This window comes from Enterococcus sp. 5B3_DIV0040 (assembly GCF_002140755.1).
In the GTDB taxonomy this organism is placed as follows: domain Bacteria; phylum Bacillota; class Bacilli; order Lactobacillales; family Enterococcaceae; genus Enterococcus_D; species Enterococcus_D casseliflavus.
This window is the reverse complement of the sequence record NZ_NGLC01000001.1, coordinates 1,741,611-1,765,304: the sequence shown is the minus strand read 5'-3', so window position 1 is coordinate 1,765,304 and position 23,694 is coordinate 1,741,611. Positions and strand designations below refer to the sequence as shown.

Here is a 23,694-nt window from a genome sequence, read left to right as displayed (position 1 = left end):
ACAATATTCGCCTGACAGATCACAAGATGATTTGTCAGGCGAATGATTATTTGCGGGTCAATTTTACCACTACTTCGCAGCGGGCGGTTTGTGGAAACATATCTACTGATTGCAGATATTTTACGTGAAACACTTTGGCTAATTGGACCAAGTCTCTTGCTAAAGTAGAAACATTACAAGATATATAGACCATCTTCTTCGGTGGTTGTTTCAGCAAAGCTTGCAATAATCGTTCATCCAAGCCTGTCCTTGGCGGATCAACAATGATGCTATCAGGTTTGAAGCCTTCATTAAACCATTTTGGTAAGAGCTCCTCAGCAGTTCCCGTTTCATAATGGGTATTTTGGGCACCAATGCGGCGTGCATTTTCTTGGGCATTTTCAATTGCTTGAGGAATAATGTCCATGCCGCGGACTTCTTTGGCATATGGAGCCACGCTCAACCCAATCGTTCCCACACCGCAATAGGCATCAACGACTGTTTCATTTTTGCTCAAGTCAAGGGCTTTTAACCCTTCTTGATACAAGATGCTGGTTTGCTGTGGATTCAGCTGGAAGAATGCGCGGGCGGACAAGTCGAAGGTCAGTTCATTCAACCGTTCTTCGATCGCTTCTTTGCCCCAAAGATGAATCGTTTCCTCTCCCATGACGACGGACGTTTTTTTGTTTTGCACATTTTGCATGATGGAAACGACTTGCGGCAAGCGCTGATTGATCTCGCGAATCAGCGCATTTTTTTGCGGCAGTTTGACAGAGTTGGTAATAAACACGACTTGAACTTCGCCAGTCGCGATCCCGATACGAACCATCAATGTCCGTAGAATCCCGCTGTTCTTGCGTTCATCGTAAATCGGGATCTGGTATTTATTCAACAATTGGACGATGCCGTTGATCACTTTTTGCGTATCTTGTTCTTGTACGAGGCAATCATCAATGGCGACTAAGCGATGAGACTCCATTTCGTATAAACCCGCTTCGATTCGTTTGGTTTGACTGTTGTAACGCAATTGAAATTGTGCTTTGTTGCGGTAATGCCAAGGAACATCCATGCCTAAAGTATCCCTTAGTTCAAACTGTTGGTAGCCTTTTGGCTTAAATTTTTCAAGTGCTTGTTTCAATAGGTCTTTTTTGAAGTCTAATTGTTTGTCGTAGACTAAGTGCTGCAATTGGCAGCCGCCGCACCGGTCGTAAAACTTGCAGGGTGGTTGGATGCGATCGCTGCTTGGCTTGATGATTTTGGTCATCTTAGCTTCAGCAAAGCGGGGAGATGCTTTGGTGACTTCGGCAATGACCTGTTCCCCCGGTAGAACACGGGGAACAAAGATGATCAGCTTTTTGTAATACCCGATGCCTTCTCCGTTGATCCCCAAGCGTTTGATCGTTAGTTGTAGTTTTTGTCCAAGCTGGACTTGTGTATTTGCCATGTGAACTCCTTAAAAAAAATAGTCAGTTCATTTTACCACATTTTTTCAGCTTGATTAGAAGGAATTTCATCGTAGTTGTGGTAAAATAGAATGTACGTTCGCGAGGTGAAGAAGATGAATACAATTATTCGTATCAATAAAGGAAAAGGACCATTTTATGAAGTGGCGACATCAGAAGGTGAAACGCTGCGGGTCTCAGAAGATCTTTTGGTCCGTTTTCGGCTATTAAAAGGCAAGGAACTGAGTGAAGAAGAATTAAAAGAAATCAAAAAAAGTGCGGGGGTTGATTTAGGATTGCAGCAAGCCATGAACTATATCAGCTATCAGCTGCGTTCTGAAATGGAAGTCCGTACCTATTTGAAAGACAAAGAAATCGAAAAACAAGACCGAGACTTAGTCGTTGAACGTCTGAAAGAGCTGAATTTGATCGATGACAAAAACTACGGAGAAAGCTACATTCGCACCCAAGTCCGCATGAGTGATAAAGGACCCGTGGTCATCAGTCAGCAATTGAGAAAAAAAGGATTAAAAGATTCCGTGATTCAGGAAGTATTGCCTTTGTATACCGAGGAAATGCAGTTTGAAGTCGGTTATCATACGGCTGAAAAATCGATGCGTCGTTTTCACAACAAAAGCCATAAAGAAATGATCCAAAAGATAAAAATGCATTTGATGCAAAAAGGTTTTCATCAAGGAGTCATTCAGATGATTTTGGATGAATTACCGATGGAAAAAGATGAGGACCAAGAAAATGAAGCGCTCCAAAGAGAAGGGGCCCGACTTATGCGGCGGCATCAGCGGTTACCGTTGATGAAACGAAAAATGAAAATCAAGCAAGGCCTTTATCAAAAAGGGTTTGCCATCGATGATATACAACGATTTTTAGATGAGGAAGTAATGGATGAGTAAGCAATGGGAAACTTGGGATGAAGAAAAAATCAAGACGTTCCAAGAAACATTTTTAACTTGGTATCATAAAGAAAAACGCAATCTGCCTTGGCGGGCGACCAACAATCCGTATGCAATCTGGATCTCAGAGATCATGCTTCAACAAACACGAGTGGAAACAGTGATTGGCTATTTCTATCGTTTTATGGAACAATTCCCGACGATCCAAGACTTGGCGGCAGCCGAAGAACAAAAGCTTTTAAAAGTTTGGGAAGGTTTAGGTTATTACTCTCGTGCCCGTAACCTTAAGGCTGCCGCCCAGCAAATCGTTGCCGAATTCGACGGAGAAATGCCCCAATCAATTGAAGAGATTCGCTCATTAAAAGGAATTGGTCCCTACACAGCTGGAGCGATTGGCAGTATTGCTTTTGGCTTGCCAGAACCGGCAATCGATGGAAATGTGATGCGGGTCGTCAGTCGGTTATTTTGTATCGAAGCAGATATTGCGAAAGCTAGCAGCCGCAGACCATTTGACGAGGCGATGAGAACAATCATTTCCCCCGATGAACCTGGTGAGTTTAATCAAGCGTTGATGGATCTTGGCTCACGAATCTGTACACCCACTACACCGAAATGTGAAGAGTGTCCCATCAGTCAGTATTGTCTTGCTTATGCGGAGAATCGACAAACAGACTTTCCAGTGAAATCGAAAAAAGCAAAGCCAAAAGATGTCTATTACATCGCAGGCGCCATCGAAGATCAAGGCTCGTTTTTACTCGTGCAGCGACCTGAAACAGGCTTATTGGCTTCTATGTGGCATTTTCCTTTGGTAGAAGTGACGAAAGAACAGTACGAGGCTCTGCAGCGAACATGGGCAAAAGAGGAGCAACTGCAGTTGGACTTGATTGCCGAAGATGATGCGCTCGAGATTTTTCCTGATCTGCCTGTCGTTTGGCAAAAACGACATTTTGGCGAAATCACTCATATCTTTAGTCATTTGAAATGGCACGTCCTTTTATTTTACGGCAGAAAACGTGGAGAGCTCACGTTACAAGACAGCGAATGGGCAGCAAAAGAATCCTTTCAAAACTATGTTTTCCCAAAACCCCAGCAGAAATTGGTGGATCAATTAAAGAAATATCAGAAACTCGATAAAGATTTCTAGGCAAAGCTTTCTTTTATTGCTATAATATTAACGATGTCGGTGTAATGAACACCCAAACAAAACGCAAGTTTTCTTGCTGAGGGAAGGGTTGCTATGCGAGTTCCAAAAGAAGGAGAGTTTGTCAGCATTCAAAGCTACAAACATGACGGCAATTTGCATCGAACGTGGCGGGATACGATGGTCTTAAAGACCAGTGAATTCTCAGTGATAGGGGTCAACGATCATACATTAGTGACCGAATCAGATGGAAGACGCTGGGTTACCCGTGAACCAGCAATTGTATATTTTCATAAAAAATACTGGTTTAATGTTATTGCAATGATTCGAGAAAAGGGGGTTTCCTATTATTGTAATCTTGCTTCACCGTATTTACTTGATGAAGAGGCATTGAAATATATCGATTATGACCTTGATATCAAAGTATTTCCTGATGGCGAGAAACGTTTACTAGATGTGGATGAGTATGAATTGCACAGTAAGATTATGCAATATCCGCAAGACATTGATTTTATCTTGAAAGAAAATGTCAAAATTTTAGTAGATTGGATCAATAATGGCAAAGGACCCTTTTCGCAAGGGTATGTGGACATTTGGTATGATCGCTACAAGCAGTTGTCTCAAAAATAAGTGAAATGGGTCGGATCGCTCATTTTTCCCGAGAAACTTCAACCATTTCGGTTGAAGTTTTTTTGTGCTGTGAGAGGGTTGCTTCTAGCAGTTGCCTTTAAGTTCTGTTTAAGCTGCTAGTCCCATGATAGAAAGACCAAGAAAAAAGTGGGGGAAGCAAATGAAGAAAAAAGGGAAGCTTGTTATCGGTACTACCATGATTCTACTTTTTGCGGCAGGTTTTGCTGTGTTGAGAAATGATCATTTTGTTCAAGAAGAGACCCAAGAAAGCACGGCTCAAACCGAGTCGGACGCGCAAGCAGAAGAGGTCGCACAAACGGCAAGCATGTTCCAAATTTACGTGGATCCCTCAGAATACGATGCAGCGATTGAAAGTGAGAACGATTATGTATCGATCTATCAGACAACAAGTCAAGAAACCGTCATCGGGAAGATCCACCGTGGAAGTTGGGCAACCGTACTTAGTCAAACAGAAGAGATGGTTGAAATCCAAACTGACGATGGAATAACGGGTTACATTGAAAAGCATTCTGCATCCATCCAAGAAGTTCCACTTTCGGAGACTCCAAAAAAATTGTCAGACTTTATAGTCGTTCTTGATGCGGGGCACGGCGGCGAAGATTCTGGGGCACTGTCAACGGATCAAACGATCATGGAAAAAGATTTGACGTTAGCCACCGTCCAAACCATCGGCGAAGTACTGACCCAAGCGGGAATTCAAGTCAGATATACACGCACCGAAGATCGCTATTTAGCGCTGTCTGAAATTACTGCAGCTTCACTCTCGGAGGAACCAGATCTATTTATCAGCATTCATTTCGACAATTCAGAGCTACCAAACGGCAATCAAGGACTGACAACTTACTATTACTATACTGGGGCAAAAGAGATGGCAGAAACGATCACTTCCAGTTTGAGTAGTTCAGTGGCATTGAGTTCCAACGGCACTCGTTTTGGTAACTATTATGTTTTACGAGAGCAATATATTCCAGCAGTTTTGTTGGAGTTAGGCTATTTGAACAGTGACACTGATTTAGCGGTGATTACAAGTGAAGGCTATGATCAAAGGGTGGCGCAAGCGTTGCTGACAGCGATTGAAGAGATCGTTGAAGCAGAGGAATAAAAAGCAGCGACCCCAAAACAGAGGAAGAATCTGTTTTGGGGTCGCTGCTTTAAGTAATCACTGCTCGTTAAAAGGTTTTGCTCATTTTGATATGGGGCATATCCGCGTCTAAAAAGACATCGCCTTCAGGCTGATAGCCTAACTTCAAGTAAAATTCTTTGGCAGTTAACTGTGCCCCTAACGTGACTTTTTTGATTCCTTGTTTTTGAATGAAAGCTTCCGCTCCCTCGATCAACTGCCTGCCGTAGCCTGAACCTCGATGAGCAGCTGGCACCGCCATTCGCTGTAATTTCATCTCATGATCAGAGATCGGTAAAAAACGTAAGGTTGCGACTGCTTCATTGTCATCGTCATATAAGACGAAATGAACAGCCAATGCCTCATTTTCATCTACTTCTAATGCTAATGGAACCCCTTGCTCTTTCACGAACACTTGATTTCGTATTTTCAATGACGCCAAATAGATCTCACTTAGCGTATCTTTTGTTTGTGCGATATGCATAAAAAAACTCACCTCAGCTATGATTTCTCCGTTATTTTTATTAGTATACCACTTTTTTTACAAATTTCTTTTTTTTTGCGGCTAAAGTCGCAAGCTTTTTTTTACAAAATCAACTATAATGTTATAAAAAAGGGAGGGAATCTTTTGTTCGACAAATTCAAACAATCAAAACTGTTCTTTTGGTCATTGGAAGCATTGGTTTTAGTGACACTCGTGTTTGTGTTAAGTAAAGTCAATTTTCTATTTGCACCGATCGGCACGTTTTTTTCTACTTTATTTGCACCAGTATTGATTGCTGGCTTTCTGTATTATTTGCTAAATCCAATCGTCCTATTTTTGATGAAAACCACAAAAATAAAACGACTGTTTGCTGTCATATTGGTTCTATTGTTATTAGTAGCAGCAATCATCTTGATTTTCGTCAGCGTTATTCCTAATCTGGTGAGTCAGATTACTTCATTGGCGGAAAATATTCCAACATTTGCCAAAAATATGGAAAGCTGGATCTCAAGAATCGCAGATGATCCATTTTTCAAACAAATCGATATCGCGCAGCAGTTAGAAAACCTAAATCTTTCTTATGGTTCTTTGCTGCAGCAGTTTCTTAGTGGGTTATCCACTAGCTTAGGATCGATCGTCAGTACGATTGCTTCCGCGACGATGATCATCGTTACAGTCCCATTCATCCTTTTCTATATGTTGAAGGATGGAGAAAAGCTAGTTCCTAATCTGAAAACAGTCTTTCCAGAAAGAAGACGAGATCAGATTGTTGGGTTGCTAGGTGATTTAAACAAGACACTATCCAATTACATCAGTGGGCAAGCGATCGAATGTATTTTTGTCGCTACCTTCACGTTTATTGGGTACTGGATGATCGGCGTCAACTATGCCTTTCTTTTTGGGGTGATCGCAGGGGTCACAAACTTGATTCCTTATTTAGGTCCGTATCTTGGCTTGATTCCAGCAGTCTTAGTAACGGTCTTTGATGAACCGTTCCGCGCATTGCTGTGCTGTGTCGTGGTACTAGTCGTCCAACAATTAGATGGAAATGTTATCTACCCGAATGTGATCGGAAAATCATTAGCGATCCATCCATTAACGATCATCTTGGTTTTATTGGTCGCTGGAAATCTGGCAGGTTTGCTGGGAATTTTCTTAGGAGTACCGTTTTACGCAATTTGTCGGACGATCGTGGTCTTTATTGTTCGTCTGATCAAAGATGACAAAATCAAGAAAAATCAAGAACGGTTGATCGAGTAATCAATGACTGGTGTTTTTTATTGCAAAGAAAAAAACTTTGTGATAGGATTTTATCGTGGGCTAAGCCCGCGATTTTTTTTAGAATATGAAAAAATAAGGAGAGAATGCTATTATGAATGCTGACCCCGAGAGTCAGTCGCTTCTAGCGCAAATTTTATTATTGATCGTTTTGACATTGATCAACGCTTTTCTAGCGGCCTCTGAGATCGCAGTCGTCTCAGTCAACAAAAACCGTGTGGAGCAAAAAGCGGAAGAAGGAAATGTCAAATCACAAAAATTATTGAAAATCATTGATAATCCAACAAATTTCTTGTCAACGATCCAAGTTGGGATTACCTTGGTGAATATCTTATCTGGGGCATCTCTGGCAGATACCTTGTCGACCCGTCTGGCACCTTTATTAGGTGGAGGAACGGCGGCTAAAAGCTTAGCGAACATTATCGTTTTAGCGATCTTGACCTATGTGTCGATCGTTTTCGGTGAGTTGTATCCAAAACGTATCGCCATGAACAAATCAGAAGAAGTTGCCCAGTTCACTTCTGGTGTGATTCGAACGATCGGGATTATTGCAAAACCCTTCGTCTGGTTCTTATCTGCTTCAACAAGCTTATTGGCGCGGATCACTCCAATGGAATTTGACGATGAAGACACAAAGATGACCCGTGATGAAATGCGGTATATGTTGGAAACAGAAGGAGTCTTCGAAGAAGATGAATTAGAGATGCTGCAAGGGATCTTTTCATTAGATACGAAAGTCGCCCGTGAAGTCATGGTTCCTCGAACCTCTGCCTTTATGGTGGATATCAATGACTCAGTAGAAGAAATTTTGACTGAAATTTTAGCAGAAAATTATTCTCGTATTCCTGTATATAATGAAGATAAAGACAAAGTCGTTGGGATTTTGCATACCAAAAATCTTTTGAAATGTGCCTACAAATACGGCTTTGAAACAATGGACATCAAGCAGATCTTGCAAGAACCATTGTTTGTTCCAGAAACAGTCTTTATCGATGATTTGCTTTATGAATTAAAGAAAACCCAAAACCAAATGGCGATCTTGCTTGATGAATACGGCGGAGTCGTTGGGTTAGTTACGTTAGAAGACTTGCTTGAAGAAATCGTTGGTGAGATCGATGATGAATCCGATGAGGTCGAAGAGCTTTATGAAAAAATCTCTGATAAAGAATACGTGATCCAAGGTCGGATGCTGATCGATGATTTCAATGAAGCTTTCAATATGAGCTTGCATATGAGCGACGTCGATACGATGGCAGGCTACTTGATCACTGCTTTAGGAATGATTCCAGATGAAGGAGAGAAACTTTCCTTTGAAGTGGATAACGTGAAATTGATTTCTGAAGAAATGGAAGGATCACGTGTCTTGAAGATCCGTGTAATCTTCCATGATCCAGAAGAAGGCGAAGTGGAACCAGAAGAAGAACGCCGCTATTTCCGCAAAGATTTTGAGGAAGATGAGCCTCGCCGTTAAAGTTCCGCATGAATGAAATGAGAAAGACCAAGGCAACTGCTTTGGTCTTTTTTGTTCCTTTTTTTTACTTATTCCCCTTGATTTGTTTGTAAGAAACGGTTACGATAAATCTAATCAATAATACAGTTTAAAAACAGATAAAAAAACACGTGTATCTTATCGTTAAGCAGTTTGATTGCAATTTTCCGTAAGAAAAGCGAGAATATCCATAGAAATCTAATAAGAACGAGGGGCTTGAAATGAAATTTTACCGTATGCTTAGTGAGGATATCCGTTACAATTTGGCAACTGAAGAGTATTTAATGAATAACGTAGATGTTTCAGAACCTTGTCTTCTGTTATACATACAAAAACCATGTGTTATAATCGGCAGAAATCAAAATGCGTATCAAGAGATTGATTTTGACTATTTAAGGAGTCGCAATATCGTGTTGACTCGCAGGACATCTGGCGGTGGAGCAGTTTATGACGATCTAGGCAACATGAGCTTTAGTTTTGTCACCAAAAAAGATGCCACGAGTTTTGGTGACTACCAAAGTGCAACCCAACCGATCATGAAAGGCTTAGCGGCAATGGGAGCCAAGGAGGTAGAAGTACATGGCCGCAATGATCTGTTCATTGATGGGAAAAAATTTTCTGGCAATGCGATGTATACAAAAAAAGGTCGAACGTATTCTCATGGCACATTGATGTATGATGTGGATCTAGAAGAATTAACAAAAGTTCTACACGTTGCCCAAGAAAAAATTGCCTCTAAAGCAACGAAATCCGTACGGAAAAGTGTGACGAATATTAAACCGTATTTGGCAGAACAATACCAATCAATGGATACCAAGGCATTTCGAGACACACTCCTTTGCCGAATCTATGAAGTAGAATCGATTGATGAAATCAGTGAGCAAGAGATCGTCTTGACGGATGCGGATCGCCAAGCGATCCAAACGTTGTTTGAAGAACGTTACGCGAACAATGAGTGGATTTTTAATGAAGCGCCTGCTTTTGAATGGCAAAAAAGAAAGCGGTTTGCGCAGGTTGGGATCGCTGAAGTCGATTTTACTGTCAACAAAGGCAAGATTGCAGCGATTCAAATTACCGGTGATTTTTTTGGACAAAAAGAGATCAGTGAACTTGAAGCGATGCTGCAAGGTATTGATTTTGAACAAAACACCATCAGCCGCTTGCTAAAGGATATTGCCATCGAGCAATTTATCCATCAGATGACTAACGCTGAATTTCTTGCGTTGCTGTTTGATTAGGAGGAAAAAAGATGCTAGAAGCCATCAACATCACAAAGCGTTACGATCGAAACGTCCTAGATGGTCTCTCTTTTGCTGTTCAGCCGGGGGAAATTGTTGGGGTCGTCGGCAAAAGCGGCTCGGGGAAATCAACGTTGCTTCGGCTTTTGAACTTAATTGAGACACCTGACAGTGGGGAGCTGCTCTTTGACGGGAAACGAATCGATCCCTTAAACAAAAAGCAACTGCTACATGCGCAGCAGGAAATCGGCATGATTTTTCAAAATTACAATCTGCTACACAATCGAACCGTTTTTGAAAATGTCTATTTGCCCTTGAAGTTAATGGGGAAATCATCGGAGAAGGTGTTGGAGATGCTTTCATTTGTTGGGATGGAAGACAAAGCCGACAGTTATCCAGCCAAGTTGAGCGGTGGGGAGAAACAACGAGTAGCTATCGCACGGGCGTTGATCCGTGAGCCGAAAATCTTGCTGTGTGACGAACCCACTAGTGCGCTGGATGAAGATACGAAAGCCGATGTACTTGCTTTACTGCAAAAAGTTCAACAGACGTTTCAGCCAGCAGTCATTTTCGTTAGTCATGAGCTAACCGCAGTCAGACAAATTTGTCAACGTGTGTTTGTATTGGAAGATGCCGTCTTTGCGGCGGAATTTGTCAATCATCCGCAGCCAATTGTCCGCGAAGAAAGCTCTTATGTGGACAAAGTGGAGAGGAGTTTGTTGCATGACGATCAGTGAGAGTATTTTGTATTATCTGCCTGAATTACTTCAGTCTTTGAAAGAAACAGCGATCATGATGGGGATTTCGATGCTCGCAGCCATTGTCTTAGGACTACCGCTAGGTGTCTGGCTCTTTCTTAGCCGCAGTCGTGGAAAAAAAATCTCATTTCTTTATGAGGGTTTGAATCTCGTTGTGACGATCATCCGCTCGTTTCCGTTTCTATTATTTGTCGTAGCGTTGATCCCACTGACACGGATGCTTTTAGGCAGCTCATTTGGACCGATTCCCGCCAGTTTCCCTTTGAGCATCGTTGCTATGAGTATTTTTGCTCGTTTGACGGAGCAAGTACTGCTGGATGTCCCAGAAGAAGTTTCTTTTTTGGCGAAATCCCTTGGTGTCAGTCAATGGCAATACGTTTGGTCGTTTTTGCTGGTGGAAGCTAGAAGCGGCTTGATTTTGTCTTTAACGACGACAGCAGTCAGCATGGTTTCTTATTCAACAGTGATGGGGATCGTCGGCGGTGGTGGTATCGGCGATTTTGCGATCCGCTATGGGTACCAGCGTTATGAGTATGGCGTGATGTATTTTGCAATTATCATCATGATTCTTTTGGTCTTTATCCTGCAAGGGATTGGCAATCAAGCAGCAAGAAAACTTGATAAACGAAAATAGGAGGAATGAAAGTGAAAAAAGGATTTGTTTTAGGATTGAGTGTGTTGGCATTAGGTGTATTGGGGGCTTGCGGTACGGGTTCGGATGAGGCGAGCGAAGAGAAAATCATCAAGGTCGCTTCGCAAACGACGCCAATGACCGATGTCGTAAAAGTTGCAGCGGAAGCAGTGGAAGATGGCTGGGAAATCCAGTTGGTCCAAGTCAATGACAATATCCAGTACAATGAGCTGCTGAATAATGACGAGGTCGATGCCAACTTTGCGCAACATGAACCATATATGCAAATGTATAATGAAGAAAAAGATGCAAACCTAGTGGCATTAGATAAAATCTACAACGCAAAAGTCGGTTTTTATTCCAAAGAGTATACGGATATCAATGATATTCCAGAAGGAACAAAAGTTGCATTGCCGAATGATGTGTCTAACGAAGGTCGAGCGTTAGCGATTTTAGCAGAAGAAGGATTGATCACCCTTAAAGAAGGCGTTGGTGTTAATGGAACACTTAAAGACGTTACCGAAAATCCCAAAAACTTTGAATGGTTATCTGTTGATTTACTGAATCTTGCGGAAGCCTATGATGAGCCGAATGTATCCTTGGTATACAACTACCCAACCTATATTGCGAAAATCGGTTTGAAACCAGCCGATGCCCTTTTCTTAGAAAAAACGATCGATGATCGCTTTGCTATCTCATTGGTTGCTCGAGAAGACAATCAAGATTCTGAAAAAATCGCCGTTTTGCGCCGTGCCATGACTAGCGATAAAGTTCGCGAATTTTTAGAAAACGACCATAGCGATACCTTATTGCCAGCATTTTAATTTATTTCTATCAAATGGAAAGAACGCCCTTTGCCTAACTCTGTAAAAGAGAGTAGTCGAAGGGGGTTCTTGTCTTTTTTTGCTTTTTTATCACCCTTATCCATGATATACTGATTTGGTCAGAAAACTAGCGACAGGTTAAAATAGACACTGTTCGCATTGTAAATACAAGAAATGGAGCAATAGAATCAATGGATAATCCAAAATTAAAACAACAAGTAGATAGTCGCCGTACCTTTGCGATTATTTCCCACCCGGATGCGGGGAAAACAACCATTACAGAACAATTATTATTATTCGGTGGCGCGATTCGCCAAGCCGGTACGGTCAAAGGAAAAAAGACTGGGAATTTCGCAAAGTCCGACTGGATGGAAATTGAAAAACAACGGGGGATCTCCGTTACCAGTTCCGTTATGCAGTTTGATTACCAAGGCAAACGGGTCAATATTTTAGATACCCCTGGGCATGAGGACTTTTCTGAAGATACCTACCGTACCTTGATGGCGGTGGATAGTGCCGTCATGGTGATCGATAGCGCAAAAGGGATCGAAGCGCAAACGAAAAAACTCTTCCAGGTCGTAAAAAAACGCGGTATTCCGATCTTTACCTTTATCAATAAACTCGACCGTGATGGCCGCGAACCATTAGAATTATTAGAAGAACTAGAAGATCTTTTAGAGATCGAATCATTTCCAATGAATTGGCCGATCGGCATGGGGAAAGGCTTGGAAGGACTGTATGATATCCATAACCAACGGGTCGAATTTTACCGTCCAGACAATCACGGTGGGGAGCGTTTAGTTGCCCTAGATGAAAATGGACAATTTCCTGCAGATCATCCATTTGCCGAAGATGGGCTGTTCCAACAAGTTTTAGAAGAAGTAGAATTACTGCAAGAAGCTGGTGATGCCTTTGATACAGAAAAAATCGCACGAGGCGATCAAACACCCGTGTTCTTTGGTTCCGCCCTTACGAATTTCGGCGTGCAGACCTTTTTGGAAACCTTCTTGTCCTTTGCACCAGCGCCTTACGGTCACAAAACTTTGGCTGGTGATGAAGTCAGTCCATATGAACCAGAAATGTCTGGGTTTGTGTTCAAGATCCAAGCAAATATGAACCCTGCCCATCGTGACCGGATCGCCTTTGTCCGTATTTGTTCAGGAACCTTTGAACGAGGCATGGACGTGACGCTTGAGCGTACTGGCAAAAAAATGAAACTCAGCAATGTGACACAATTTATGGCAGACACCCGAGAAAATATTGAAGAAGCAGTCGCTGGGGATATTATCGGGGTTTATGATACGGGAAATTATCAAATCGGCGATACGATCTATGAAGGAAAACTAAAAGTTGCTTACGAAGAGCTGCCATCATTTACTCCGGAACTCTTTATGAAAGTCACTGCAAAAAATGTGATGAAGCAAAAATCTTTCCACAAAGGAATCTATCAGTTGGTCCAAGAAGGGGCTATCCAGTTGTACAAGACGTATCTTAGTGATGAGTATATCATCGGTGCTGTCGGGCAACTGCAATTTGAAGTTTTCCAATATCGCATGATGAATGAGTACAATGCCGAAGTCATTATGACCCCAATGGGCCACAAGATCGCCCGTTGGATCGATCCGAAAGACTTGGATGAGCGTATGAGCTCAAGCCGTAACATTTTAGCGAAAGACCGTTTCGACCAGCCATTGTTCTTATTTGAAAATCAATTTGCAATGCGTTGGTTCGCAGATAAGTACCCAGACGTCGAATTGAAGAGTTTGATGTAAGAGTCGTTTCCCGCGAGACTGTCTAGGTAGGTGCAAGTTTGTACGTTAGGCTAATCATTTTTAATTGAACGATCGTAGAAAGTTCTTTCTTATCAAAATGGATAAGAAGGGGCTTTTTTTTGCTGAAAACATGCTTTTGATACAGAAGGAAGGTTGCGTGATTGGGGGGAATCGTCCAATGATCAGACAATTATCCTAATTCATAACCATTCTTTTAAAAGAAGATAAATTGAGTCGGAAAAAGAGCGTAGTATTAAAGGTGACCACAAGGAAATGCACTTGAAATGAATAGAAAAATATCATAGGCACATTTGATGATTCAGGAAATTTTCTCCTTGTTTGAAAGTAGGGGGAAAGCAGAGAATAGATTGCCAGTGATAGAGGTCGTTTAATCATTTGATCGAGGACATGTTCTTTTTGTCAGATGCTACTAGTGAAGCCTAAACTTTCTTTATCTGAGCATGAATCGGTGATAGCCCTTGAAACTTCATTTGAAGCACTTCTAACAGATGGTTTAAGTTTTCAGTTGGTGAACCATGGCTTCGGGAAGCCAAAATGAATTAGTCTTATTGCTAGTCTACTAGTTATCTATCTATCTATCGATTTTGCTAAAGCAAATGATTATTTATCAAATAAAAGTGATTTCTGAAAGCAGAAAGGGGACCATGTAGTGCTAAAAAGTTTGTTATTCATATTTTCGGCGATATTTTTCTTTCCAACAATAGAGGCTGTAGCTGATGAGGTTTCCGAAACGTTGATTTTTGATTTGAACACGATTGACTTTAAGGACGAAGACTATTATCTGTTGAAAACCACACAAGATCTTCAGCTGTCTGTCGATAGCAACGGCAGTGAAGGTACTTTTGACGTAACGATCACGGCTATCGGAGAAGCATTTTCAGCAGAGCTAAACAGTGTGAACGGTTCGGAAGAGTTGATCATTCAGATTGAGGATACTGATGAAGCATCAATGATTCTTAACGTAGCTGCAACATTGAACATAAAGGAATACCTTGATTCCAACTCTGAGTACTACCTATCAGTCACTTTTACAGCAATTGATGATTCAGAGACCTTTACGAAAGATATAAAAATGAATCAGTTGGATGAGGAAAAAGAAGAGACATCGGATGAAAACTTGACAGATGAAGACCAAGAGGATGAAAAGCAAGAAGACGATGGCATTGAAGATGAATCTGAACGCCCAGAGGAAGAAGACTCATTAGAGAATGATTCATTCAGCCAAGAAGAATCACTTGAGGATATCAATGATGATACTGTCCATGAGGATCGTTTAGAGGAAGAGTGCCAGTACGAGATAGCGACAATTTTTATAAAAGAAGTGATTTTTGATAAAAGATATGTTTAAAACTAGTGTAGGAAAAACCGCTTAGCTGAATAGGAGCGGTTTTTTTGCACATCTTTTTCTAATACTAGGTGAAAAGTGCTTTTGCTGAATAAGTTTGCGACTAATTGGTGGTACTAAAAAAAGGAGCTTTGAAGCGACCTCCAAAAGTTAGTCCTAAAAGCTAACTTTTGGGGTCACAACACTAGCCCTCTCTTTTTCTTTTTGATTTAAAAATATAGATGACTGCAGCTGCCAACGCTGCAACGAGAACAAAGATGATCCAGATAAGGATTTGATTATTTGTCTGAACATCGGCAGTGTTCGTTGGAGGGTTCTCTTTTTTGAAGTTATCCATGTCTTCTTTCTCATAAGAAAAAGTAGTCGTGATCGCTTTTCTAGTTGTTTCTATTGTCAAACGGTATTCGCCTTCAATAAGTTCACTATTGTCTAGTAAAGGGATCTGCATTCTTGATTTGGTTAACGGCGTTAAAAGAACGGAATCTGCTAATTCCCCAGAGGCAATTATTTCTCCATTGGGGTTTATTAATTCATAGAGCGCATTGTTTAAGTTGCCTAAAATAGGATTATAGTTGAGGGCATAAAATTGTAGATTTACCGTGTCCTGAAGAGCAACAAAGGAGAAGTCTTCATAAACGACGTCTTTGATCTCTTCCACTTCACTAAAAAGTAAGTTGATAAAAATGATAGACTCGTAGGCAGACGCAATACTAATAGAGTCTTCAGCTGTTTGAACACCTAATATTTGCTTAAAATTAATTCCACCCATTACAGTACCTTCAAGCTCTATGTCGTCTGGAACATTTATGGTAATGCTGACACCAACAGATTCATTAGGGGCAATTTCTATTTGATTCTCCTCGTCTATAGCATCTGAAGCGATAGTAACATAATTTGAAAAGTCGTATTTATCATCGAGAAGGTTCTCTGTATTCGAAGTGTACAAAATAGAGGATTCTCTTGAAATAGCAGTTGAAGCAAAGGGAGTGACCGCTATTGATGAATCACCAGCTCCAGTGTTTTCCAGTTTAATTTCAAATGTATACTTTTTATCAACATCAGAAGGAAGAGTAAGAGTATTTCTTGATGTTTCATGTTCAGTATCACTAAGTGATAGTTTTAAAGTATTCGTCGTCTCATTCGCTGTTGCAATACTTATATTTATATTTGCGATTATTGTCAATATGAGGAAGAACACAGAAACTCTTAGAAAAGAGTCTCTGTGTTTTGATATTTTATCCATATGCTATCCTTTTTAAGAATTAAAGTTGTTGACCATTGCCTGAGTCAGTAGTATCTGATGCAGTTACTGTGATAGTGGGTGTGCCATCTAGCAAAGCAGTTTGACGATTGAATGTGAAGTCAACGGGCTCGCCTTCTGTTGAACGAGCGATAGGGTCTGCAGTTATTGCTGTCAAAGAGATTTCTTTCAGTGAATTTGAGAAGTAGATACCATCAGATCCAGAAGAAACTCTAATGGTAACGCTCATAGGGTCACGGGTCAAGTTTGTTAATGTTCCACCAACGTTTTCAATAGTTCCTTCCTGAGTTCCATCCAATAAGTCTTCACTAATTTCGAATTCATTTAAAGTCAAGGTGTTAAATGTAAAGCTAACACCATTTTCTGGTTCGGTGATAGTAACAGCGATTGGGGGAGCGGTAACCGGGTCTCCAATAGTCGCTGACGCAGTGATTCCTCCTACTAGTAGTAAAGATGTTGCCAATGTAGTACCCAAAATAACTTTCTTCATAATAAAACCTCACTTTAATTTTTGCAGATGAATTACTGCTTAAATAAAGTATACAATGATGGTGTATTATGTTATTATCCGTTTTTTCGCTATTTTTAATGAAAAAGTAGAAAGTATTTTATTAATCTGATTTTTTTATACAATAATTTAATTAAATATTCTAGTGGTCAAATGATGTTGATTATCAAGTCGACCTATCTTTCTGTCTACGAATTATCAATTCGGTAATAATCACTATGAAAGTAAATTTGTTGCAGGGTTATATTTTGGCTTTTATTTTAAGTCAAAGCCTTCTCAGAGTTGAAAGAATTGTCGTTCCAACTAGGATTGGACCTAAAAAGAAATATAATATTATTCGTAGTCTCTGAGAATTTTTTTTGGGTCAGTAGTATCAGTAAAAGTAGTTCTGAAAATTCATGTCTGATATTTCTTCAGTGAACCCCTGCAATTCAATAGAAACCAACTTTCTATCATTTTTAATAAACTATTTTGGCAGTAGCTTTACGCGTATGAACAGTTGCGTAGGGTGGGGATTGAAAAGTATGATTCTATATGTGCGTTCCTATTGGATAGGTATATCAAAGTTACTTATTTAAAAAATATCAATTAACGTTTTCATTCAATTTATAATCTGCGCCTTTAAATCTTCTAGCTTCACGCAACAGACACATCAAGGGTTACTCCTGTTTTGATAAACGTTCATGTTTGTTTTATTATGATGATATCTCAAAAACTAACTGTTTGGGATGGCTATCTCATGAACCCTAGATTTTAATAGGAAGCATAATTTTTTAGGAATATACAATCAGACTCTTTGAAGAAAGCTTTGAAAGAGTTTTTTTGTCCTTCTTAATTTTATGAAGTTGCCCTCGTTTCTAATCGTCAGGTCTTTTAGTTAGTAGAAAGAAAAAGAGTGACAATGATTATTTTATTTGTAGTTTTTTTGAAAAAAAGACGATAAAAATCAGCTGGTTCTTACTATATCCTTAATAGCAGAGGATCAAAGTTCTTTTAAGGAGTGAATCAAAATGCTGCAAACCAGAATAAATTTCAGTGGACAAAAGAATGCTACCATGTTGACTGTGCGCTTTTTCAGCAACAAGACGAACACGATTTTAGAGAGAAATTTAATTGTGGATCAAGAGGATGATCGGCAATCGGTTCTTGACTACTTAGCAGAATCACTAGGGGAAATCAACATCTTGCAATACTCTTCGAAAAACGTTTTGTGTATCGCTGAACGTTCAAGGCTAGAAAAAGCAGGAGGCACGCATCGATTGGAACATTTTTGGGGAGATGTCATCAGTTATATCGTTGAGTGCGTGGATAAATCGGGTATTCATTATGATTTGCATGTCATTGGCAATGTTGAGTCGGATGATGAAGAAATTATGCGGTCAATTAATGAGATGAGCGATGAATTGTCGATTATCAACATTTATGAATACAAAGATTGCTGGCTAAAAAGAGAAGATATTTTATTACAAGCTCTTTGAAATGAACTTGATTCCTCAAAGAAGTTTGTCCAGCTAGAAAATGATTTTATTCTCCAAGTCACTTACCAATCAATGAAAGAATACGAATTTTTTCTAAGTTTATGGAAACCGCTAATTCACAGGATCTTTTTTATGGTTTCCAACACTTTTTTGTTACAAAAGGTAAGAATCGTTTCACAAGTTTTTCTCACCCGTTCTGTTTTAAAGAAGCGGGGATTTTTCTGAAGTTTTTATTAAAATTGTCCGTTTAATGAAAAAAGAGGCTCAAATTTAAGTTTATTTTACTATAATTGGAAACTAGGATACTTTTTAAATAAGGCGGGTAAAAAATTTTGGAGTATATAGAAAAGTTGTATAGGTTTTATTTAACCAAAAAACAGGTAGATCTGTCTCTTATACACATCTAGATGTGTATAAGAGACAGTAGAAAAGTTGTATAGGTTTTATTTAACCAAAAAACAGGTAGATAAATTAACTATTATTAGAAATATCATTTTGGAGAAGCAGCTGTCTCTCGATAAAATATGTGAAACGATAAACAAATCTTTGTATCAGGTGAAAATTTTGATCAATGAAATCGCCGAAGATATGAGAGAGTTTACGACCTTTGACGAGTCTATTTTTTTGCTGAAAAAGAGAACCGTTTATTTGTCACGAGAATTAAACGAAGAACAAAGCCTGCATATTTTTGTGAATCTAAAGAAGAAGTATTTCTTAGAATCTCCTTATTATCGTCTATTATCCTATTTGTTAAGAAAAAGAAAGACCCGTATGGTGGACATCTCAGAAGAATTGATTTTTAGTATTTCTTATTGTTATAAATTGATCAGCTATCTGAAAAAAATGCTGGTTATCCAAAATGTCCCGATTACTATCAATAACAATACAGATTCCATTGATCTGACAGGGGCAGAGCCTTGTGTGCGGATGTACCATTATTTAGTTGAGATCATGGCTTGCAATGTTTACATCAATCAGCGCACCCGTGCAAGCGTTGAATTAGCTGCGAAAGAATATGAGCCGTTGAAAACTACTAAAGTGAAGCACGACATTATGTTTTCAATCATTGAAAATGCGGTGTTGAGGGGCTATATCGTCAATGAATTAGACGAAGCTTCCATCGCTATTTATGAGCAAATCAAGCAACTCAATGGGGAAAAGCAAGTGATCAAGCTGCTGCCGATCAGAAGTCAGAAAGATATCGAGAAAGAACAGATTTTTTATCATTTCTGGGTTTTTCTCTTCATACCTGAAACGATCTCGGATCAAGAGAAACTTCTTTTGGGGAAACAGCTGCGAAACCTCTCGGGGAATCCATTGGTCGAATTTTCTGCCGATGTTGTGGCTGTCTTGTCGCAAAAGTATGATCTTTCCAAAGCGATCGAAGCGTTTCTTACCTATGAATTAGTGATGAATACATGGGGCTGTCTTCATCTCTTTTTGGATAGTTTTGTGTCTACTGAAGATTTGTCCTCTACGAACGAACGCGTATTAGAGGTGGAGGAGCTGATTGCGACCGTCTTGCAGCGCCATTCGTTTGTAATAGAAAAAGAAGCCCTTTTCTTAAGGAAAATCGCTCAAATTACAGCATCTTATTTACCTATCCAAAAAGAGGAACCGATTCGCATTGGTATTTCTCTTTTGAACCATCCAGAATATATTCCGGTCATTAAGAACAAACTATTGAAAATTTACAATGAAAATGTGATTCACTTTAGTTCGAACTTAGGAGACTCAGACATACTGGTTTCTGATGGCGTGCTGATCCATAATGAGTCGCAGAAATTTACATTTTTTGGCAATGTTCATAGTACCAAGGATTGGCATAATCTCCATGTGATGATCCAGTCGATGATTTCTAATAAATATACTTGAAAAAGAGAGCGTAAGGCTCTCTTTTTTTGCTTGACTATCAGGTAGCGTTGGTCGAAGTACTAGGCGAAAGAAGGAGGAGAGAAGACAAAAAAAGATATCTATAAAAGAGGGCTGCGACAGTCACCTTTTATAGATATTTTTTAAACACGTGATTAGGCAAAGCTAACGTGAGGAAGACAACGTTTTTTTGATGGAGATTTCTACCACTTCGGGCATTTGGATCACAGAGATCGTAGCAGGATCATAGGAGCCATCAGGTAATTTTTTCAAGAAGTAATTTTTGATTTCTTCTACTTCCGTCGGGCGAATATTTCGTTTTTTATTGATCAGCAAAATTTCATTGTGGTTCGGCGCTGAGGTAAAGATCACGGTCGTGTCTCCGGCAGTGTAAACCTTTACAAGTTCTGCGTCGGTATTTTCAAGTTGATTCAATACTAGTCGAGAATGGCTGTTTGTAACGTTGATTAATTTCACCAGACTCACCTCACATTCTATGTATTTATTAATAACATTATAGGTCGTTTTTTTTCAAAAGAAAAGCCAGACAACTCGGAATTACCCAATTTTTTGGCAAAACATGGTTGTCTGGCAAAACGAACGGTTTGGTCACCGTTTTGACACGTTATTGCTCATCTGTTTCCGATGATTTTTCCTCTTCAGCAGAAGGTGTTTCTTCAGGAAGTGCAGAGGATTCAGCTGAAGTTACAACGATTTTATCGGAATCCTCCAATTGTGCTTTTAATTGACGAACTTGAGGATGCTCAAGATAATATTCAGCAATACCGTCTTCGATTTGATCTTGGATGGTCCTGCGCAATGGGCGAGCACCCATCGTTGCACTGTAACCTAGATCGACCAGTTTTTCTTGCACGTCTTGTGGAACATCGATATGCAATTTTTGATGACTAAGTGTTTGATTGACATCATGCAGCATAAGGGACACGATCGATAACAAGTTTTCCTTGCTTAGTGCCTTGAATTCGATGATCCCGTCAAAGCGATTGAGAAATTCTGGCGTAAAGTAATTGTTTAATTGATTTAACACGGAACGAGTGATGCCTTCACGCGCTGCGCCAAAGCCGACGTTGGCTTCAACTTTGCCAGTTCCAGCATTACTTGTCATGATGATCAAGGTATCTTTAAAGCTGACTGTACGTCCTTGGGCATCCGTCAAACGACCATCATCGAGAATTTGCAAGAACATATGCAATACATCAGGATGGGCTTTTTCCACTTCGTCTAATAAAATTAGGCTATATGGATTCCGACGAACTTTTTCCGTCAATTGACCCGCTTCTTCATAGCCAACGTAACCAGGAGGAGAGCCAATCAGTTTGGATACACTGTGTTTTTCCATGTATTCTGACATATCGAAACGAATCATCGATTCTTCAGAACCAAACATCTCATAGGCTAATTGTTTTGCTAATTCGGTTTTCCCGACACCGGTTGGCCCGACGAATAGGAAAGAGCCGATCGGACGATTTTGTTTGCCTAAACCGACCCGATTTCTGCGGATCGCTTTGGCTACTTTATCGATCGCTTCATCTTGTCCGATAACTTTAGCTTTCAAGTCATCCGCAAGATTTTTCAATTGCGTTTGTTCTTTTTCTTTCAATTCACCAACTGGAATATTTGTCCGTTCTTCAACAATTTGTTCCATGTCTTTTTCGGTAATGACTGGCGTTTCTTCTTCGCTGATTTGGCGTTCCTTCATTTTTTGCAATTTATTGATTTGATCGCGATAGTAAGCAGCTTTTTCGAAATCTTCTTCTCGAGAGGCAGCTTGTTTTTGCTCTTCCGCTTCTTGTAATTTCTTTTCGATCGTTTTTGGATCAACGATTTGGATCGTTAAGTTTTTCTTAGAACCTGTTTCATCTAGTAGATCGATTGCTTTATCAGGCAAGAATCGGTCTTGGATGTATCGGTTAGAAAGGGTAGCGGCAGCTGCGATCGCTTCATCAGTATATTTCACATGATGATAATCTTCATAACGTGGTTGCAAACCTTTTAAGATACGGATCGTTTCTTCCACAGAAGGTTCATCCACACGTACTGGTTGCAAACGGCGTTCTAAAGCTGCATCTTTTTCGATGATGCGGTATTCATTTAACGTCGTTGCTCCGACCATTTGTAGTTCTCCACGAGCAAGAGCTGGTTTTAAGATGTTTCCAGCATCCATATTTCCGTCGCCAGCTGCACCAGCGCCAACGATTTCATGGACTTCATCAATAAACAAAATCACGTTTTCTGCTTGCTTGATTTCTTCAATCAATTTTTGGATGCGTTCTTCAAATTGTCCACGAATACCTGTGCCTTGGACAAGAGACGCAACGTCCAAACGAATGACTTCTTTGTCCATTAGTTTTTGTGGCACATCGCCATCGACGATTTTTTGGGCTAACCCTTCAACGACGGCAGTTTTCCCAACCCCGGGTTCACCAATAAGCACAGGGTTGTTTTTTGTTCGACGATTAAGGATCTCAATCACTCGTTTGATCTCTGAATCACGACCAACGACTGGATCGACTTCGCCATCACGAGCCATTTGGGTAATATTGATACCGTATTCTCCTAACAGACCTGCAGGTGCTTGGTTATTGCGTGGAGGCTGACCGCCGACAAAACCGTTACCGCCGGTTTGCGTCGGAGGGGTTTGTTCATAAGGGGTATTTCCTTGCTGCATCTGGCGAGACATTTGACGAAATAGATCATCAATATTGCCGAATCCAAAAGGATCTTGCGCCATTGCAGCTGCAGCATTCCCAGATTGAGCTTTTAATTTTTGGTAACAACTTTGACAATAATCGAGTTGTTTTCTTTGACCATTGACACTGGCATATAAATGAATAGACGCTTCATTTTTGCCGCAATTTTGACAAAGCATAGATTCACGACCTTTCATATTTGTTCCAACACCCTTATTTTACGGCGCTTTTTTACACTTGTAAAAGAAAAGGGGCTGTGTGCATAGAAACGGTCATCTTCGAGGTAATGTGTTATTGACCTTTACTGACCATAATTCTATTATACTAACTTTTTGTCAGACTGCAAGAATTTTACTCGTAAAAATTTTTGCCGCTCTTTCATTAGCAGAAGCGTCTTTTAAATAAAAAGTAATTCCATTATAATAGAAAGAAAGAGGTGAGAATTGACGATGGAGAACAGAGATTTTGCTTCAGAAATAACGCGTTTGCGCAATGGAGAGATCCAAGAATTGATTGTCCAACAGCCAGAATTCCTGGCGTTTAGAGATGTCTGGCTCCAGTTGGAAGATCGGTCTTCTTTTGTCGGAGAAGCGGGCTTAAATGGGAAGATCATCTACCGTTATGTGCAAGAAAATAAATAGGACATTTATTTCAATCGTTTATTTAAGAGAAAACGGTTGTCTATCGAGGAAAAAAATGGTAATCTTAACAGTTGAAAGGGCGATTTTTTTCGGGTGTCATTGCATGCATGGAAATTTTGCCTTCACACAAAAAAACGTA

General features: G+C 40.1%; 21 protein-coding genes. 15 read left to right on the top strand and 6 right to left on the bottom strand.

Features of this window, described 5'->3' with window-relative positions:
* Nucleotides 1-46 precede the first annotated feature (46 nt).
* The gene (gene rlmD, locus A5883_RS08365) at nucleotides 47-1,423 is read right to left on the bottom strand and encodes a 23S rRNA (uracil(1939)-C(5))-methyltransferase RlmD (protein ID WP_060792780.1); all 1,377 of its coding nucleotides are present in this window, start codon (nucleotides 1,421-1,423) and stop codon (nucleotides 47-49) included.
* A gap of 114 nt (nucleotides 1,424-1,537) precedes the next feature.
* Here rlmD and recX point away from each other — a divergent pair, with 114 nt between their 5' ends.
* The 4 genes from recX (at nucleotide 1,538) to A5883_RS08345 (ending at nucleotide 5,226) form a co-directional block, all read left to right on the top strand.
* Nucleotides 1,538-2,332, top strand: a complete 795-nt coding sequence (gene recX / locus A5883_RS08360; protein ID WP_176323962.1) for a recombination regulator RecX — start codon at nucleotides 1,538-1,540, stop codon at nucleotides 2,330-2,332.
* A complete protein-coding gene (mutY, locus tag A5883_RS08355) occupies nucleotides 2,325-3,476 on the top strand; it encodes an A/G-specific adenine glycosylase (RefSeq protein WP_086338311.1) in 1,152 nt (383 codons plus the stop codon). The genes recX and mutY overlap by 8 nt, the downstream gene beginning before the upstream one ends.
* Nucleotides 3,477-3,569: 93 nt before the next feature.
* Nucleotides 3,570-4,103: a nucleoside tri-diphosphate phosphatase gene (gene ntdP / locus A5883_RS08350; RefSeq protein WP_005225863.1), complete on the top strand. Its 534-nt coding sequence runs from the start codon at nucleotides 3,570-3,572 to the stop codon at nucleotides 4,101-4,103.
* A gap of 160 nt (nucleotides 4,104-4,263) precedes the next feature.
* Entirely contained in the window at nucleotides 4,264-5,226 is a 963-nt protein-coding gene (locus A5883_RS08345) for an N-acetylmuramoyl-L-alanine amidase (RefSeq protein ID WP_086338310.1), read from the top strand.
* 67 nt (nucleotides 5,227-5,293) lie between these two features.
* On the opposite strand, the gene A5883_RS08340 is transcribed toward A5883_RS08345, so the two are convergent.
* Entirely contained in the window at nucleotides 5,294-5,728 is a 435-nt protein-coding gene (locus A5883_RS08340; RefSeq protein ID WP_086338309.1) for a GNAT family N-acetyltransferase, read from the bottom strand.
* A gap of 144 nt (nucleotides 5,729-5,872) precedes the next feature.
* On the opposite strand from A5883_RS08340, the gene A5883_RS08335 reads away from it, so the two are divergent.
* The 8 genes from A5883_RS08335 to A5883_RS08300 all read left to right on the top strand — a co-directional run bounded on the left by A5883_RS08335 (nucleotide 5,873) and on the right by A5883_RS08300 (nucleotide 15,087).
* A complete protein-coding gene (locus tag A5883_RS08335; RefSeq protein WP_010748066.1) occupies nucleotides 5,873-6,988 on the top strand; it encodes an AI-2E family transporter in 1,116 nt (371 codons plus the stop codon).
* A gap of 112 nt (nucleotides 6,989-7,100) precedes the next feature.
* Nucleotides 7,101-8,477 carry a hemolysin family protein gene (locus A5883_RS08330; RefSeq protein ID WP_005225867.1) on the top strand — a complete coding sequence of 459 codons (1,377 nt, stop codon included), beginning with the start codon at nucleotides 7,101-7,103 and terminating at the stop codon, nucleotides 8,475-8,477.
* A gap of 239 nt (nucleotides 8,478-8,716) precedes the next feature.
* On the top strand, nucleotides 8,717-9,733 hold the full coding sequence (locus tag A5883_RS08325) for a lipoate--protein ligase (protein ID WP_086338308.1): 1,017 nt from the start codon (nucleotides 8,717-8,719) through the stop codon (nucleotides 9,731-9,733).
* A gap of 11 nt (nucleotides 9,734-9,744) precedes the next feature.
* A complete protein-coding gene (locus A5883_RS08320; RefSeq protein ID WP_086338307.1) occupies nucleotides 9,745-10,470 on the top strand; it encodes a methionine ABC transporter ATP-binding protein in 726 nt (241 codons plus the stop codon).
* Entirely contained in the window at nucleotides 10,457-11,125 is a 669-nt protein-coding gene (locus A5883_RS08315; RefSeq protein WP_086338306.1) for a methionine ABC transporter permease, read from the top strand. The genes A5883_RS08320 and A5883_RS08315 overlap by 14 nt, the downstream gene beginning before the upstream one ends.
* 5 nt (nucleotides 11,126-11,130) lie before the next feature.
* Nucleotides 11,131-11,946 (top strand): MetQ/NlpA family ABC transporter substrate-binding protein, encoded by an 816-nt coding sequence (locus A5883_RS08310; protein ID WP_016610206.1) that lies wholly within the window; start codon nucleotides 11,131-11,133, stop codon nucleotides 11,944-11,946.
* Nucleotides 11,947-12,137: 191 nt separating this feature from the next.
* Nucleotides 12,138-13,718, top strand: coding sequence for a peptide chain release factor 3 (locus tag A5883_RS08305; RefSeq protein WP_005225872.1), 1,581 nt, complete (start codon nucleotides 12,138-12,140; stop codon nucleotides 13,716-13,718).
* 670 nt (nucleotides 13,719-14,388) lie between these two features.
* Nucleotides 14,389-15,087: a hypothetical protein gene (locus tag A5883_RS08300; protein WP_086338305.1), complete on the top strand. Its 699-nt coding sequence runs from the start codon at nucleotides 14,389-14,391 to the stop codon at nucleotides 15,085-15,087.
* A gap of 181 nt (nucleotides 15,088-15,268) precedes the next feature.
* Here the strand turns inward: A5883_RS08300 and A5883_RS08295 are convergent, their stop codons facing one another.
* Together A5883_RS08295 and A5883_RS08290 are read right to left on the bottom strand one after the other, a co-directional pair.
* Complete coding sequence (locus tag A5883_RS08295) at nucleotides 15,269-16,327, bottom strand: WxL protein peptidoglycan domain-containing protein (protein ID WP_086338304.1); 1,059 nt, start codon at nucleotides 16,325-16,327, stop codon at nucleotides 15,269-15,271.
* Nucleotides 16,328-16,346: 19 nt separating this feature from the next.
* Complete coding sequence (locus A5883_RS08290; protein ID WP_086338303.1) at nucleotides 16,347-16,835, bottom strand: hypothetical protein; 489 nt, start codon at nucleotides 16,833-16,835, stop codon at nucleotides 16,347-16,349.
* A gap of 1,028 nt (nucleotides 16,836-17,863) precedes the next feature.
* Between A5883_RS08290 and A5883_RS08285 the strand changes: the two genes are divergently transcribed.
* On the top strand, nucleotides 17,864-18,331 hold the full coding sequence (locus tag A5883_RS08285) for a hypothetical protein (protein ID WP_086338302.1): 468 nt from the start codon (nucleotides 17,864-17,866) through the stop codon (nucleotides 18,329-18,331).
* A gap of 555 nt (nucleotides 18,332-18,886) precedes the next feature.
* On the top strand, nucleotides 18,887-20,206 hold the full coding sequence (locus A5883_RS08280) for a helix-turn-helix domain-containing protein (protein WP_254907853.1): 1,320 nt from the start codon (nucleotides 18,887-18,889) through the stop codon (nucleotides 20,204-20,206).
* 162 nt (nucleotides 20,207-20,368) lie between these two features.
* Here A5883_RS08280 and A5883_RS08275 read toward each other — a convergent pair whose 3' ends face one another.
* A complete protein-coding gene (locus A5883_RS08275; RefSeq protein WP_005225878.1) occupies nucleotides 20,369-20,680 on the bottom strand; it encodes a DUF1827 family protein in 312 nt (103 codons plus the stop codon).
* A gap of 148 nt (nucleotides 20,681-20,828) precedes the next feature.
* A complete protein-coding gene (locus A5883_RS08270; RefSeq protein WP_176323961.1) occupies nucleotides 20,829-23,093 on the bottom strand; it encodes an ATP-dependent Clp protease ATP-binding subunit in 2,265 nt (754 codons plus the stop codon).
* Nucleotides 23,094-23,363: 270 nt separating this feature from the next.
* On the opposite strand from A5883_RS08270, the gene A5883_RS08265 reads away from it, so the two are divergent.
* On the top strand, nucleotides 23,364-23,555 hold the full coding sequence (locus A5883_RS08265) for a hypothetical protein (protein WP_005225880.1): 192 nt from the start codon (nucleotides 23,364-23,366) through the stop codon (nucleotides 23,553-23,555).
* Nucleotides 23,556-23,694 lie beyond the last annotated feature (139 nt).

Coding starts and splice junctions, on each gene's coding strand:
- A5883_RS08285 (WP_086338302.1), top strand. CDS start 17,864: ATGCTGCAAACCAGAATAAATTTCAGTGGACAAAAGAATGCTACCATG.
- A5883_RS08305 (WP_005225872.1), top strand. CDS start 12,138: ATGGATAATCCAAAATTAAAACAACAAGTAGATAGTCGCCGTACCTTT.
- A5883_RS08265 (WP_005225880.1), top strand. CDS start 23,364: ATGGAGAACAGAGATTTTGCTTCAGAAATAACGCGTTTGCGCAATGGA.
- mutY (WP_086338311.1), top strand. CDS start 2,325: ATGAGTAAGCAATGGGAAACTTGGGATGAAGAAAAAATCAAGACGTTC.
- A5883_RS08340 (WP_086338309.1), bottom strand. CDS start 5,728: ATGCATATCGCACAAACAAAAGATACGCTAAGTGAGATCTATTTGGCG.
- A5883_RS08310 (WP_016610206.1), top strand. CDS start 11,131: ATGAAAGTGAAAAAAGGATTTGTTTTAGGATTGAGTGTGTTGGCATTA.
- rlmD (WP_060792780.1), bottom strand. CDS start 1,423: ATGGCAAATACACAAGTCCAGCTTGGACAAAAACTACAACTAACGATC.
- recX (WP_176323962.1), top strand. CDS start 1,538: ATGAATACAATTATTCGTATCAATAAAGGAAAAGGACCATTTTATGAA.
- A5883_RS08270 (WP_176323961.1), bottom strand. CDS start 23,093: ATGCTTTGTCAAAATTGCGGCAAAAATGAAGCGTCTATTCATTTATAT.
- A5883_RS08290 (WP_086338303.1), bottom strand. CDS start 16,835: ATGAAGAAAGTTATTTTGGGTACTACATTGGCAACATCTTTACTACTA.
- A5883_RS08320 (WP_086338307.1), top strand. CDS start 9,745: ATGCTAGAAGCCATCAACATCACAAAGCGTTACGATCGAAACGTCCTA.
- ntdP (WP_005225863.1), top strand. CDS start 3,570: ATGCGAGTTCCAAAAGAAGGAGAGTTTGTCAGCATTCAAAGCTACAAA.
- A5883_RS08295 (WP_086338304.1), bottom strand. CDS start 16,327: ATGGATAAAATATCAAAACACAGAGACTCTTTTCTAAGAGTTTCTGTG.
- A5883_RS08325 (WP_086338308.1), top strand. CDS start 8,717: ATGAAATTTTACCGTATGCTTAGTGAGGATATCCGTTACAATTTGGCA.
- A5883_RS08315 (WP_086338306.1), top strand. CDS start 10,457: ATGACGATCAGTGAGAGTATTTTGTATTATCTGCCTGAATTACTTCAG.
- A5883_RS08345 (WP_086338310.1), top strand. CDS start 4,264: ATGAAGAAAAAAGGGAAGCTTGTTATCGGTACTACCATGATTCTACTT.
- A5883_RS08330 (WP_005225867.1), top strand. CDS start 7,101: ATGAATGCTGACCCCGAGAGTCAGTCGCTTCTAGCGCAAATTTTATTA.